12 protein-coding genes are annotated in these 14,610 nt (G+C 64.9%); 7 read left to right on the top strand and 5 right to left on the bottom strand.

Going from position 1 to position 14,610, the window contains the following annotated elements; genetic code table 11:
* Positions 1-24: 24 nt before the first annotated feature.
* Positions 25-1,395 carry an ABC transporter substrate-binding protein gene (locus AWB80_RS03335; protein ID WP_061173221.1) on the bottom strand — a complete coding sequence of 457 codons (1,371 nt, stop codon included), beginning with the start codon at positions 1,393-1,395 and terminating at the stop codon, positions 25-27.
* A gap of 178 nt (positions 1,396-1,573) precedes the next feature.
* Here AWB80_RS03335 and AWB80_RS03330 point away from each other — a divergent pair, with 178 nt between their 5' ends.
* The 7 genes from AWB80_RS03330 to AWB80_RS03300 all read left to right on the top strand — a co-directional run bounded on the left by AWB80_RS03330 (position 1,574) and on the right by AWB80_RS03300 (position 9,173).
* On the top strand, positions 1,574-2,695 hold the full coding sequence (locus AWB80_RS03330; RefSeq protein ID WP_061173518.1) for an ABC transporter ATP-binding protein: 1,122 nt from the start codon (positions 1,574-1,576) through the stop codon (positions 2,693-2,695).
* A gap of 87 nt (positions 2,696-2,782) precedes the next feature.
* On the top strand, positions 2,783-3,079 hold the full coding sequence (locus AWB80_RS03325) for a hypothetical protein (protein WP_061173220.1): 297 nt from the start codon (positions 2,783-2,785) through the stop codon (positions 3,077-3,079).
* A 167-nt stretch (positions 3,080-3,246) separates the two neighbouring features.
* Positions 3,247-3,756 carry a Csu type fimbrial protein gene (locus tag AWB80_RS03320; protein WP_061173219.1) on the top strand — a complete coding sequence of 170 codons (510 nt, stop codon included), beginning with the start codon at positions 3,247-3,249 and terminating at the stop codon, positions 3,754-3,756.
* 77 nt (positions 3,757-3,833) lie between these two features.
* Entirely contained in the window at positions 3,834-4,541 is a 708-nt protein-coding gene (locus tag AWB80_RS03315) for a fimbrial biogenesis chaperone (protein WP_244206374.1), read from the top strand.
* 52 nt (positions 4,542-4,593) lie between these two features.
* Entirely contained in the window at positions 4,594-7,032 is a 2,439-nt protein-coding gene (locus tag AWB80_RS03310; protein WP_061173218.1) for a fimbria/pilus outer membrane usher protein, read from the top strand.
* The gene (locus tag AWB80_RS03305; RefSeq protein WP_061173217.1) at positions 7,029-7,997 is read left to right on the top strand and encodes a Csu type fimbrial protein; all 969 of its coding nucleotides are present in this window, start codon (positions 7,029-7,031) and stop codon (positions 7,995-7,997) included. Before AWB80_RS03310 ends, AWB80_RS03305 begins: the two co-directional genes overlap by 4 nt.
* Before the next feature lie 303 nt (positions 7,998-8,300).
* Positions 8,301-9,173: an EAL domain-containing protein gene (locus tag AWB80_RS03300; RefSeq protein WP_061173216.1), complete on the top strand. Its 873-nt coding sequence runs from the start codon at positions 8,301-8,303 to the stop codon at positions 9,171-9,173.
* A gap of 107 nt (positions 9,174-9,280) precedes the next feature.
* Here the strand turns inward: AWB80_RS03300 and AWB80_RS03295 are convergent, their stop codons facing one another.
* The 4 genes from AWB80_RS03295 to AWB80_RS03280 are packed head-to-tail and all read right to left on the bottom strand — an operon-like array spanning position 9,281 to position 14,608.
* Complete coding sequence (locus AWB80_RS03295) at positions 9,281-11,188, bottom strand: M60 family metallopeptidase (protein WP_061173215.1); 1,908 nt, start codon at positions 11,186-11,188, stop codon at positions 9,281-9,283.
* A 14-nt stretch (positions 11,189-11,202) separates the two neighbouring features.
* Positions 11,203-12,591, bottom strand: coding sequence for a sigma 54-interacting transcriptional regulator (locus AWB80_RS03290; protein WP_061173214.1), 1,389 nt, complete (start codon positions 12,589-12,591; stop codon positions 11,203-11,205).
* A 4-nt stretch (positions 12,592-12,595) separates the two neighbouring features.
* Positions 12,596-14,323, bottom strand: a complete 1,728-nt coding sequence (locus AWB80_RS03285) for a TadG family pilus assembly protein (protein WP_061173213.1) — start codon at positions 14,321-14,323, stop codon at positions 12,596-12,598.
* Positions 14,324-14,329: 6 nt separating this feature from the next.
* Complete coding sequence (locus AWB80_RS03280; RefSeq protein ID WP_061173212.1) at positions 14,330-14,608, bottom strand: DUF3613 domain-containing protein; 279 nt, start codon at positions 14,606-14,608, stop codon at positions 14,330-14,332.
* Positions 14,609-14,610 lie beyond the last annotated feature (2 nt).

Raw genomic sequence — 14,610 nt, 5'->3', positions numbered from 1 at the left:
TCGATCGCCTCCGGTTCCTTGAACTTACTTCAGCAAGGGCTTCTTGCCGTCGTAGTAGCCCGCTTTCTTCAGGATGTCCTCGGTCTTCTGACCGATGGTCTGTGCGCCCTCCTTGACCGTCACCTGACCGAGCATCATCTTGCTGCCCCACTCGCCGATGACTTCCGACACCGCCGGCCACTCCGGGAAACGCGGACGATAATCCGGCACGCCGCCCTGCCACGATTCGACCATCGGCTTCACGAACGGATACTTGTCCTGCACGGCCTTGTCCTGATAGATAGCCATGCGCGCCGGCACGCCGCCCGCTTCGAGATAAGGCTTCGCCATGGCCTCCGACGTGACCCATTGAATGAAGAGCCACGAGGCCGCCTGCTTCTTCGCATTGGACTTCGCATTCACCGCAAGCGAGAAGCCGCCGAGCGCGGGCTTCAATCCCGCCGGGCCTTTCGGTTCGGTGGTGATCGCAAGACAGTTGCCGAGCTTCGACTTGCTGGGGTCGGTGAGCGTCGGATAGAACGCGGACCATTCGGTGATCATCGCGACCTGGCCTTGCGCGAGCGCGTTCACCGCTTCCGCATGATCGAAATCGACGATGCCCGGCGGCATGTACTTCATCAGCTTCTGCCGATATTCCAGCCCCGCCTGCGATTGCGCCGACATCAGGTTCGACTTGAACTTCGCGTCGAGCAGCGAACCGCCGTTCGGCCACAGCACGCGCATGAAACTATCCGCCGATTGCGTTTCGCCGCGCCGCGATTGCAGCGCGAAAGCGAACTTGTCGCCCTTCGTGAGCTTCGGCGCGTAGGTGGTGAGCAACTCGTCCCAGGTCTTCGGCGGCTCGTCGAAGCCCGCATCCTTCAGCATGCACTTGTTGTAGAACATGAGACCCGAATAGTTATCGAACGGCAGGCCGTAGGTGACCTTGTCCCACGTGCCGAACGAATCGAGCAGGATCGGGAAGAAGCCTTTCAGGTTCAGGTTCGGGTCCGCGAGCTTGGGGTCGTCGGTGAACTTCTTGATCGGCACGAGCCATTTGTTGCTCGCGAATTCGCCGATCCACACCACGTCGACGAGCACGATGTCCTGATCGCCGCCGCCGACGAAGTTGAGCACTTCCTTCTCGCGCGTGTTCTCGTAGGGAATCACTTCCCAGCGCACCTTGATGCCCGTTTCTTTCTCGAACTGCGGGATAAGTTGTTGCGCGGCCTTGTAGCCGGGCCGATCCAGAAAGATGGCCTTGATCGTGGTACCCGAGTACGGCTGCGCCGCTTCCTTCAAAGTCCAGGCCTGCGCATTCGATGCGGCGAACGCCGCGCTCGCCGCCAATAGCGCGACTGCCGCGACGTGTTTGATCGGGCCGAGCTGCGTGGCCGGGATGAAGCGCTTCTTCATGCCTGTCTCCTTGGTTTTTATCGAGCGGGTACGGCTTGCGGATTCGTCTGCCCTCGTCCTTCGTTTCACTTGTAATTTCGGTTTTACAATTGTATATTTTGGCGCGAACAGGTTGTCAAGAACAAATTCGACGATGCATCCGATGCTGCGCTGCCGCAGCAGCACACAGGAGACACGTATGAGCGCAGTTCATTTGCAGCAGATCCGCAAAAGCTTTGCGGGCGTGGATGTTCTGAAGGGTATCGACATCGAAGTGACCGATCGCGAGTTCATGGTCTTCGTCGGTCCTTCGGGGTGCGGAAAATCCACCTTGCTGCGCAGCATCGCCGGACTCGAACGCATCGACTCAGGGCAAGTCCTGATCGGCGGCGAGGACGTCACGGATCTCGAACCATCGCACCGCGGCGTCGCGATGGTGTTCCAGTCGTATGCGCTCTATCCGCACATGTCGGTGTACGAGAACATCGCGTTCGGGCTGCGCATGCTCAAATTGCCCGAAGCGCAGATCAAGGAGCGCGTGCATCGCGCGGCGGAGATCCTGCAGATCGGTCAGTTGCTCGAACGGCGTCCGCGGGCGCTCTCGGGCGGACAGCGTCAGCGCGTCGCCATCGGCCGCTCGATCGTGCGCGAGCCAAAAGTCTTTCTCTTCGACGAACCGCTCTCCAATCTCGATGCCGCCTTGCGCGTGCAGATGCGGCTCGAACTCATCAAGCTGCACAAACAGCTCAACGCAACGATGATCTACGTCACGCACGATCAGACCGAAGCCATGACCATGGCCGATCGCATCGTCGTGCTGAATCACGGGCGTGTCGAGCAGATCGGTTCGCCGCTGGAGTTGTATCGCACGCCGCACAATCGTTTTGTCGCGGGCTTCATCGGCTCGCCGAAGATGAACTTCATGGATGTGCGGGTGATGCGTGTCGATGCCGCCGGCGTCACCATCGAGCTGCCCGGCGGCGAGACGCTCACGCTGCCGTTCGCGGGTTCGTCGGTGAAAGCGGGCGAGACGCTCACGCTCGGCATCCGCCCCGAGCACTTCATCGAAGCGTGCGGCGGCGATATCGACAGCGGTCTCACCGGCGAAGTCATGGTGATCGAGCATCTTGGCGGCGAGACGCTGCTGCATTTGCGTTTGCCCAACGAACTCGTGATTCAGGTGAAGGGTTCGGGCGAATCGACGGCGGTGGAAGGACAGCGGCTGAACGCGGGCTTCAGCATCCGGCACGTGCATCTGTTCCGCGAAGACGGCAGCGCGCTGGAACGCATGCGGCCGGTCGCGGAGACCGCGACCGCCTGACGATCAAGTTCACGGGAAAAATGCCGTAAACGAGGATAAGCGGCGCATCCGCGCGCCGCAGACCTTCGTCCGCTTTCCGTGAACTCCATGGCATTCCCCATTCGCTCGCTCGCGGCGTGGGCCGTCGTGCTCGCGCTCGTCATCGGCTCGTCTTCGTCGACGCGCGCCGCCATCGGCAGCGTCGAGTTGCCCGTCACGCTCACCATCTTCGATGTCTGCACCCTCGACACCAACGCGCACCAGCCGGCGGTCGCCTGCTCGGCGGGCGGACAGTACCGCATTCTGACCGGCGAATACTTCGCGAGCTTTCGCGTGGCAGAAGTCAGGCGCAACCGCAGCGGCAACGACAAAGGCAATCCGGCGATCGTCGAGATCGCGTTCTAGCGCAATGTTTCGATGCGGTCGAAATTACCTCGCTTCGTTACAATCTCTCACGTCTTATGTCTGAAGAATAAACAAAAATGAAAGCGTCCACCGAGACGCCAGCGCAGCGACGGAGATGAAGCAAACGTTGGCGAGCACGGACACCTAAAAAAATAACGAGGTGAAGAATGCGTCGTCAGTCGATCGCGGTTTCATTCGTATCACTCGCGCTGGCCACCGGGCCGCTCATTCCATCCGGCGTTGGCGCCGCCACGCGCACCACCACTTTCACGGTCTCCCTCACGCTGCAGAACGATTGCCAGATCGCGGCCAATGCGCTGAACTTCGGCAACTCGGGCGTCATCGCGGCGAACATCGACCAGACCACGACGCTTTCGGTCACCTGCTCCAATGGCGCCGTGTACAACGTCGGCCTGGACGCGGGCTCGGTCACCGGCTCGACCATTCCGAACCGCCTGCTCTCGGGCACCGGCACGCCCGCGCCGACGGTCGGCTACCAGCTCTATCGGGATGCCGCGCGCACGCTCGTCTGGGGGCAGACGGTGGGCACGGATACGCAATCGGGCACCGGCACGGGCGCCGCGCAGACCTTGACGGTCTATGGCCGCGTCGCGCCGCAGAATACGCCCGCCGCCGGCACGTATACGTCGACCGTCACCGCGACCATCACGTTCTAGGCATGCGCGATCCGCAGTTTGAACGGGCCGCGCGCCGGCTCGGGAGGCGCGTTGTCGCTTGCGTTTTCGCGTCGGTCATGGGGCTGTCGATGGCGAATGGCGCGTCGGCGGCGGCGTTGCAGGTGTCGCCGATCCGGCTCGATCTGTCCGCCGACAAGCCCGCCGCCGCGCTCACGCTGCACAACGACGGCTCCGTGCCGCTCAATGCGCAGGTGCGCGTGTTCGCGTGGACGCAGTCGCTCGACGACGACCATCTGGAACGCACGGCGGCGATCGTCGCGAGTCCGCCGATCGTGCGCATCGCGCCCAATGGCGACCAGACGATCCGCATCCTGCGGGTGAGCAACGCGCCGCTCGAGCGCGAGGAGACCTACCGTCTGCTGATCGACGAGATACCCAACGGGCAAGCCGCGTCGGCGACGGGCGTGCGCATGCAATTGCGCTATTCGGTGCCGGTGTTCGTGGGCGCATCCGATGACCACGCGCCACCACTTGCGCTGACACTCGAACGAAAAAACGCGCAGGACGGCGCCCCGCTGATGCTGCGCGCGTCGAACCGCAGCGATCTCCACGCGCAACTGAGCCGCGTGCGCCTCGACTGGGCGAACGGCCAGTCGACGCCCGTGTCCGCGGGCCTGCTCGGCTATGCGCTGCCGCGCGCGACGCGCCGCTGGCCCGTGCCGAACGCGCCCGCGAACGTCACCTCGGCGACGGTGCATGCGCTCGTCAACGGCGAGCCGGTGACGGTGCGCGTGAGCGTTGGCGAGCCGCCGACCGATCGCTGAGCCGTGGATGCGATGCCACGTTCGTCGTCGTCGACACCCGCGCACACGCTGGATGGCGCCGCTCTGCGTGCTCGCGTCGATGTGTGCGCAGACGCGAGCGGATGACATGCCCGCGATGCTCGCCGCCGTATCGAAAGCCGCGCTGCCGGTCGCGGGCAATGCCGTATCGAACGCTCCGGGCGAGCTGTATCTGGAAGTCGCGATCAACGGCACGTCGACGCAGAAGATCGCGCAATTCTTCGTGACCGACACGATGATCTACTCCACCGCCGACGAACTGCGCGACATCGGCCTGAGAACCGACGATCTGCCGCCCGACGCGCAAGGCCGCATCGCGCTCGGTTTCGTGCCGGGCCTGCGCTACACGTACCGGCCGGAGCGGCAGCGCATCGATTTCGATGCGGGCGACGCGCGCCGCCTGCCCGCCTCGCTCGCCAACACGCCCGCGCGCCCGCCGACGACCGCGACGGGCACGGGCCTCGTCATCAACTACGAAGCGAGCGTGCAGACCAACTCGCCGACGCAGTACGGTCTCTACAGCGAGCAACGCTTCTTCTATCCCGGCGGCGTGCTCGACAACACCGGCACCGCGTACTGGTATGCCGACCGACGCCGCTACGTGCGGCTCGATACATCGTGGACGCATTCGGACACCGCATCGCTCGTGACGACGCGTCTCGGCGACACGATCTCGTCGTCGCTCACATGGACGCGGCCGGTACGCATGGGCGGCGCGCAGGTGTCGCGCGATTTCGGCCTGCGCCCCGATCTGATCACGTATCCGGTGCCCGCGCTCGCGGGTTCGGCGGCGGTGCCGAGCGCCGTCGATCTCTACGTGAACAACGTGCGCCAGTTCAGCGGCAATGCGCCTTCGGGGCCGTTCGTCATCAACGCCGTGCCGGCCATCAACGGCGCGGGCGAGGCTGTCATCGTGAGCCGCGACGTGCTCGGGCGCAGCGTGATGACGACGGTGCCGCTCTACATCGATGCACGTCTGCTCGCGCGCGGCCTCACCGATTTTTCCGTCGAAGCCGGTTTCGTGCGGCGTGCGTATGCGTTGCGCTCGTTCGACTATGCGGGCGATCCGTCGATTTCCGCATCGCTGCGGCGCGGCATCACCGATACGTTCACCTTCGAAGCCCACGGCGAAGCGACGCGCGGCGTGTACAACGCGGGCATCGGCATGTTGTTCGGTATCGGGCAGGCGGGCGTGTTCAACGTCTCGCTCGCGGGCAGCGCGGGCAACGGCGGCGCGAACACCGCGCAGGTCTATGTGTATCCGCCCGGCTTCTTCGACGGCTTCGCGAACGAAGCGACGCCCATCGTCGTGCAGCCGACCAAAGGCGGCTCCGGCATGCAGGTTTCGGCGGGATGGCAATGGCGCACGCCGGAGCTTTCCATCGATCTGCAAGCGCAGAAGGCCACCGCGCATTACAGCGACCTCGCCTCCGCCGAAGGCACGCCCGTGCCGCGCTCGACCTATCGCGCGACGCTCGCGGTGCCACTGCGCGTATTCGGTTCGACGAGTACCGCCAGCGCGAGCTTCGTCGGGCTCGACGATCCCTATTACGGCGATTCGCGCATCGGCTCGCTCGCTTACACGACGACGCTGCCGCACGGCACGTCGCTTTCCGCGAGCGTGTATCACGACTTCGGCGACACGCATAACACCGGCGTGTTCGTCGCGTTGAGTTTTGCGCTCGGCGGCGCGCTCAATGCGAGCGTCGATGCGGGCGCGGATCACGGCAAGCCGCTCTTCGGCGCCGCCGTCACGAAGACCGCCGACTACGGCGGCGGCTTCGGCTGGCAAGTGCAGACCGCGCGCCAGAACGGCATCCAGCAGTCGCTCGCGCAAGGCGCGTATCGCGGGCGCTATGGCGATGTGCTCGCGACCGTCGCAAACGTGGACTCGCGCGTGTACGGCGAGCTCGACGCGTCGGGCTCGCTCGTCCTGATGGCGGGCGACGTGCTCGCGGGCCGCCGCATCGACGATGCCTTCGCGCTCGTCTCCACCGATGGCGTCGCGAACGTGCCCGTGCTGCACGAGAACCGCGAGATCGGCAAGACCAATCGCGCGGGACATCTGCTCGTGCCGGATCTCGTCGCGTATCAGGCGAACCATCTCGCGATCGATCCGCTCGACCTGCCCGCCGATACCGCCGTCGGCACGACGCAGCTCAATCTCGCGCCGCAGGCGCGCGCCGGCGTGCTCGCGCGTTTTCCGCTGCGCGGCTTCACGGGCGCGCAACTGCAACTCGTCGATGCGAACGGCGAGCCACTCCCTGTGGGCACCGAGCTTACGCATCGTGAAACGGGCAAGCGCTATGTGGTGGGTTACGACGGCCTCGCCTTCATCGACGACCTCGCGCGCGCGAACATGCTCGATGCGTTCGTGGCCGGCAAGCACTGCGAAGCGAGTGTGCCTTACAAGGCGCAAGGCCACGCTCTGCCGACGCTCGGACCGTTCACCTGCGCAGACGTATCGCGATGACACGCCTCGCGCTTTTCATCGCACTGTTTCTGCTCACGATCGCGCCCGTTCGCGCGCAGGTCTGCACGGCGTCCATATCGAGCATCAACTTCGGCTCGATCGCGCCCGCGACGACGTCGAGCGCGAGCGTATCGGGGTCCGTCACGGTGACGTGCACCGGTTTCGTGCTGACCTTGCCGGTACGCGCGTGCATCAATATCGGCACGGGCAGCGCAGGCGCGTCGTATTCGCCGCGTCTCGCCGCGAACGGCGCGGACTCGCTGCAATACAACCTCTATGCCGATACGACCGGCAGCACCGTGTGGGGCTCGCGCCGTTCGGCGAGCTATGGCGCCGTGGCGGTCGATATACCGCTCACGCTCGCGCTCGGCATCGCGTCGGGCAGCCGCACGATTCCGTTCTATGCGCGCATGCCCGCGGGACAGACATCGCTCGTAGCGGGCGTCTATACGTCGACGTTTTCCGGTGCGACGCAGGCCGAAATGACGCATCAGCAGTACTTGTTATCGGCACCTTCATGCTCGACGCTCACGGCGAATTCGAATCCGCTTTCGTTCACGGTATCGGCGACCGTCATCAACGATTGCACGCTTGCCGCGACCAACATCAACTTCGGGTCGGCAGGCGTGCTGAACAGCGCGCTTTCGGCGAGCGGCACGCTGAGCGTCGCCTGCACCAGCGATGATCCGTACTCCATCGCGCTTTCGGCGGGCAGCGGCAGCGGCGCGAGCGTCGCGGACCGGCGCATGACGAAGGCCGGCGGCAGCGAGCAGGTGCGCTATCAGCTCTATCAGAACGCCGCGTTCACGACACCTTGGGGCGATGGCACCGGCGGCACCGCGACCGTGGCCGGCACCGGCACCGGCGCGAGCCAGGCAATCACCGTCTATGCGCGCGTGCTGCCGCAAGCGACGCCGAGCGCGGGTAACTATATGGATACGATCGTCGCGACGATCACGTATTGAAGTATCGACACTAGTCGGGATTACAAATGTTCCAGAATCGACATGCACATACTGCAAACGGCATAACGATGCGAACCTGCCTTATGTGCGCCACCCCACATAACCGTAACGCGTCACGGTTCCGTTACGTAACTCCCGGCGTGTCGCGATGTGCCGTGGCGCAATCGTGACAAGGTGCGACGGAGCGCAAACGTTGGCGCTGCGGGTTCGCTGCCGTAGCGCGCGCTTCGTTGCGTATGCGAAGCGCGTCTGGCACGACTCGTGCGACCGCTAGCACGACCAACTGGAGCGGATGGTTACAGCATGAAAAGAACGACACACGGCTCGCCTGTCGCGAACGTCGCGCCGAACTCGACTCATGCATTCAGGCACCGCGTGCTCAATGGCCTCGCGGCCGGAGAGTTCTGCATCGCCTATCAGGGAATCTACCGAGTCGACAGCGGCGAGCTGACTCAAATGGAAGCGCTGATTCGCTGGCGTCATCCGGAGTACGGCGTCATGTTGCCAGGCGCATTCTGCGAGGCGTTCAAGGACGCCGAGATCATGCGCGAACTCACGTGGTTCGTGCTGAACGCGGTTGCGTCCGAGATCGCGGCCTGGCGCGCGCGCGGCGGCGCACATTATGCGGTGGCGGTGAACGTGCCGCCATCGGTCGCGGCATTGCCGGGCTTTACCGAGCGGCTGGAATCGATTTGTCGGGAACACGGCGTCGCGCCGGATTGCATCCAGCTCGAATTGCTGGAGAGCGAGGATCTCACGCGCATGCCGACGATGCCGAAGATCGTGCGGCGACTGAAGAACAAGGGCGTGAGCGTCGCGATGGACGATTTCGGCACGGGATACTCGTGTCTCGCCGCGCTCGGGCCGATTGACTTCGGGACGGTGAAGATCGCGAAGGAACTGCTGTCCGAAGCGCCGCGTTGTCCAAACGCGCGCATCGTGTTTTCGTCGGTGTTGGCGCTGCTGACGCGGTTGAAAGTGGCGATCGTCGTCGAAGGCGTGGAGACGGCCGCGCAGGCGCAATGGATCGCGCAATGGCCGCATGTGCTCGCGCAGGGATTCTTTCTGGCTCGGCCGACGTTCGGCATCGACAACGTGCCCGGTGCTCGGCTTGCCAGCGCGATGGCGCGGCGCGGGCCGGCGCGACGGGATATCAGGCTGGCTGATGCGGCTTGATTGAAGGAGTGAAGTGCTTCTGGCAGCCCTCGTAAAGCCAGGATTTCGCCGATGCGTGGTTGCGTCGGCGTTTTTTTCGATGGTTTATCCGGGTTGCGAGCAATCAATCAAATCCGCACCCTCGTCAAATCCCCCTCCGGCGCCTTCAACCTCGCCCTCCCCACAGCCGCACGCGTGGCCGCATCCACCGGCAATCCCCATCGCGAGAAGAAATCCGTCAGATCGAGATTCGCCGCCATGCAGGCACGCAACACGAACGTCTGAACCTCGTTGCGGTCCCCGCCTTCGCCTTCCGTCAACGGCTGCCGCCGATACAGCTTGTGCAGCCGCGCATAGAACCCATCCCCGAGCGCGCGACGCAACTGCTCGTACATCACCAGCCTGATCCAGAGCGCCTCGGACGGCACCGGAAACGAAGCATCGTCGAGAAAATTGCGTGACGGCTGCGCGAGATACTGTCCCGCAAGCTCCAGCCGATTCTTCCTGCCGCGCGCATCGACGACCTGCAGCAGCGGCGACATCATCGGCGCGCCGAGACGTTGCAGCGCATGCAGCGAATAGATGTTCACCGTGGTTTCGGTGACGCCCGGCCAAGTCCAGTCCCATTGCTGATACATGTGGCCGAGTTCATGCCATACGCCCCATTGATCGGCCTTCGGAACCTTGAGCAGGGTTTCCGCCGCGCTGTTCATCGGCAGGCCGATCATGTAGTACGTCGCATACATGTACGCGCTCTGCAATTCAGCATGCGTCGAGATCGCGTCCTGCATGAAATGCACGCGCAACGGCGACGGCATATCGAGCGCGCTCGAACCATCGAGACCGGATACTTCGTCGTGGTAACCCATGATGCGCTCGACATAACCTAGCAACATCGCCGGGTCCGCCGCGCCCGCCTTGTCGTACATCGAACGCGCGACGGTGAACATCGTGCGCCGGCCGGCCATCTCGATGAGCGGCGCGTCGGCATAGCGTTGCAGCATCGCGCGCCATTCGACGGATGTCGTCACGCCTTCGACGTAAAACGGCACCGGCCTGCCGCCTTCGCGCACCGAAACGTCGATCGACCGACGCGGCCGTTCGTTGAAGCCGCTATCGAGGTATTCGAAGTAGAGCAGGCCGTCGCGCGATGCGACGAACGCATTGCGCCCTTCGGTCGCGAGGATCATCTGCGGATCGCCCGCGGGCTGGCGTTTGTAGAAACCATTCTTGTTGCCGACCATGACGACGAGGCCATCGGGGCCATCGTCGGCTAGACCCGTCACGTCGATCACGACGGACTCGCCCTTCGACACATACAGCCCCGACGGATGGTAATCCGTCCAGCGAAAGCCGCCGAGCCGGTCGGCCTCGATCGCATCGGGCGCGAACGCGTTCAGGTGATATCGCTTCGCAACGTTGTCATACGTCGAGCGCGCGCTCGCGTCCAGTGTGCGATACGCATGATCGGCGGCCTCGTTCCCGACCTTGTACAGACGCCATTGCCCGGCCTGCGCGTTCACTTCGACGAACGCGCCGTCGCGCAGCGCATGATGCTCGATGGCGAGTCCCGTCTTCGTGCCGGTGGCCGCGATGGTCACCGCGTTCGCATCGGCTTCGATGCTCCAGTTCTGCCGCGCCTCGCCCGATGCCGCTTCCAGCCCGACGCGCGCACCGAGCGTCACGTAGCGGCCGAACAGCTTCGAATAGAGGCGAAAGCCGCTGCCTTCCTTATCCACGGTCCAGATCTGGCTCGCGGCAAGCTCGGGCGTCCACTTCGCCTGCGCGAGCGCGATCGTGCCGTCCCGTTGCACTTGCGCGGTCAGCAGCTTGAACGATGCACTGGAGACGATATAGAACTCGCCTTCCTCCACTTTCGCGCCCGCGCCGTAGGGCACCTGCATCGCGCCGGGCGTCGATGCGAACCGCGAGATGCGCACCGCGTCGTGCGGATAGAACGTCACCGGCGCGTAGTAGCGCGATGCCGCGTGCGCGTCGCACAACGCGAGAATCAATAGCCATGAACGCCAGCGCATGCCCGCATCCTCCGCTACATCGACCGTGTCTCCGGCTCTTCATCGAAGATCTGAAACTTGCGCATCTTCTCCCACAGCACCTTGCGGCTGATGCCGAGATGTTGCGCCGAGTCCTGTCTTCGCCAGCCGTTCGCGTCGAGCGCCGCGATCACGCGATTGCGCTCGGTCATGTCCCACTTGCTGCGGTCCACCAGCAGGTCCGATCCGCCATCCGCCGGCGCGGCTTTTGCGCTGCGCGCGAGCACGAGCAGGCGCTTCACGCGCGATTCGTCCCATCCGCCGAGCTGCCGCACCGTCACGCCGACGCGCTCGGCCAGATTGCGCAGTTCGCGCACGTTGCCGGGGAAATAGATATCGGCGACGGCATCCGCGAGCCAGTATGGCATCTCGGGCAGCGCATCGAGCCTGTCGCGTCCGATGACCTCGCTGATGAACGTCTTGAAGAGCGCGATCTTGTCGGGCGCGCCGCGCTCTTCCAGCGACGGAATCGCAAGCTCGATCACCGCGAGCCGGTAATACAGGTCAGCGCGAAACGCGCCGTCCTTCACGAGTTGCGGCAGGCATTTGTTGCTCGCCGCGATGAGGCGGAATTCGAGCCGCACGGGCGTGGCCGAGCCGATACGCGTCACCGCCTGATCTTCCAGCACGCGCAGGAGCTTCACCTGCTGATAGAGCGGCAAATCGCCGATTTCATCGAGAAAGAGCGTGCCGCCGTTCGCCTGCTCGAAGTAGCCTTTGTGCGCGAGCACCGCACCCGTGAACGAGCCCTTCGCGTGGCCGAAGAACAGCGATTCGAAAAGTCCATCGGGAATCGCGCCGCAGTTCACCGCCACGAACGGACCATCGCCATAGCGCGCATGCTTCTCGTGCAACAGTTGCGCGATGCGTTCCTTGCCCACGCCCGTCTCGCCATGCAGGAGCACGCTCGTGTCGCAATCGGCGAAGGTGTCGACTTCGTGCAGCAACGCCTTCATGCACTCGGCATGCGCGATCAACGCATGCGATGCCTGCGCGTCCTCGCCGTGCGCGCGCAGTTGCCGCGCGAGCTTCGCAACCATCGCGCGCAACTCCGCGCCGGTGAAGTCGAGCGGCAGGATGTGCGAATAGTCCGGCGGAAACATCGACGGATCGCGCTCGCGCGGCGCCGCGCCGACCCACACGACCGGCATCGAATGGCGCGCTTCCCAGTCGCGCAGCACGAACGCGCCGCCATCGATCACGCTCACGCTGATGATCGCGAGCGCGGGACGCGCGACATCGCGCGGCGCGCTGATCGAGGTGCCATCCGCGCGCAGCACGTCCACGTCCTGTCCCGACATCGCGCGCACCACGCGCTCGACGATGTCGGCCTTGCCCTCCCATACGTGAATATCGAGGCCGTCGATTCTGGTGTTCTGTCTCATGTCTTCAATAGGCCAGTTGCGACTCGCCGCATGTGAGCGACAGGTCGTGAATCGTGCTCGTTCCCACTTGCGCGCCGAGCAGTTGCAGGACCGGCAACAGCACCTGATCGAGGCCGGCGAGCACGGTCGCGAGCGTGGGGACCAGAAGGCCAAGCAAAAGCGGCGCAACGGTGCTGAGCAGGAGCGGCGGCAATACCGGCGATGTGACCGAAAGGCCGCCCGGCGCGGAGAGACTCGTTTTGAGGCCGGAGAGCGCATTGGCGAGCGATGCGCCGGGCGCGGACGGTACCGGCTGATAGTCGTCGCCATTGCCGCTGACGCCATCGAAGGAAAGCGTCGTGGCCGCCGATGCGGGCATGGTCGCCGGCAGGCTCGCGGCGAGGCTCACGGTCAGCAGGTTCGGCACGTACACGAGCGTCGCGGGCTGTGTGCAACTGAACGCGCCCATGTTCGCGGGCGCATCGCCGACACACACGTTCGCGATGCCCGTCTGCACGCCGATCACCGAGCGCCGCGCCGCTGCGTTGCCGCGGCATTGCGTCGAAACGAGCCACGCGGAACCGGGCGCGACGTCGATATAAAGCGGCAGATGAATCATCGGCTGCGCGCCGCCGAAACCCGGTGGCAACGGCAACGGCAGCACGCTGACATCGACGAACGCGCGCACCTGCGCCGTGCGCGCCTGCGTGCGCCAGTTGCCGTTTGCGTCCTTGCCCGCTTCGCCGATGGCGAGCACCGGCGGCTGCACGATCTGCACCTTGAGCGCCGCCGACGTCACGCCGGGAATCGTCAGCCCCGCGCCGACGTTCGCGGCGGCCTTGCCCGCCTGCGCGATCTCCGCCGTCACGAACAATGCTTCGAGTGGGCTGATGGTGGCGTCGAGCGCGCTCTGCGTGTTGGCGAGCCCGACCGCCAGCAGCCCCGGCGCGCCGTTGATGCTGCCGAGCGAGATGGTCTGATTGCCGGGAATGTTCGCGTTGACGATCGCGCCCATCGCGCCGATCGCGGTCGAAAGATTCGCGTTCGCGACCGACGTGGTCTGCAGCGCGCTCAGCATGAGCCTTGCGATCTGCCCGGCGGTGAGCTGCGTCGCGAGCAGTTGATCGACGCTGCCGACGCCCGCCGCCGTGACGAGATCGCCGACGCGCACGCGCGCATCGGCCAGACCTTGATACGACACGAGCGTCAGGTTGAGATTCGTGCCGAGCAGCGTGTTGAGCAAATCATTGACCGTGCCCGCGCCGATGCTCGCGAGCGTCGTGCCGATCGAGAAGGAGCCGACGCCCGTCGACTTGGCGACCGCACGCGCCGTCACCTGCCGCGCGGGCCCGAGAAAGAAATACGGCACCGTGCGCGAGGCCGTCACTTTCACGGCGTTCGCGGGCGTGCCGCTCGTCGAGAAATAGTCGGGCGCGGCGTTCATCTGCGCGTCCCAGCGTCCGCACGTGACCGTGAGGCCGTTGCCCGTCGCCGACGGATCGAAGCCGTTGCTCTTCGCGCTGCCGTTCGCGACGGCCTGTGCGCGCGCGCAAGCCGCATCGACGACCTGCGCGCCCGCGCTCGCCGCGAGATCGACGACGCTCTGCAGGCTGCGTCGCGCGAAGAAGAGATTGCCGATATCGATCGCACCGAGCGCCGCGATCGCGATGACGAGCCAGATCGCCGCGACCATGCCCGCCGCGCCGCGCTGCGTGCGTCGATGTGATCCGATGCCGTTCCGATGCCTCGTCATGAAGCGTCAGTTCATATCGCGATAGTTCACGTCGAGCGACGGCCGCCCCGCGTCTTCGAACGACGAACCATAGTGCGCCGGAATCGGCGTCTCGAACGACTTCAGATAGCGCGCATACGCCGCGCCCGCCTGCGCGCCGGGCATCGGCTGCGCGGGCGCGGCTGCCGCGTTGCTCGCCTGCAGCGTGAGCCACGCTTGCGTGGCGTCGCCGATCTGGCTCGCACTCTGCGCGAGCGCCGCGTGTTGCGATACGCCCAGTGCCAGCCACAGTATCAGGTTCCGCATCC

Origin of the sequence: Caballeronia pedi, from assembly GCF_001544915.2 — a bacterium.
Classification (GTDB): domain Bacteria; phylum Pseudomonadota; class Gammaproteobacteria; order Burkholderiales; family Burkholderiaceae; genus Caballeronia; species Caballeronia pedi.
The sequence above is the reverse complement of the archived record's forward strand: the minus strand, read 5'-3'. Positions and strand labels throughout refer to the sequence as shown.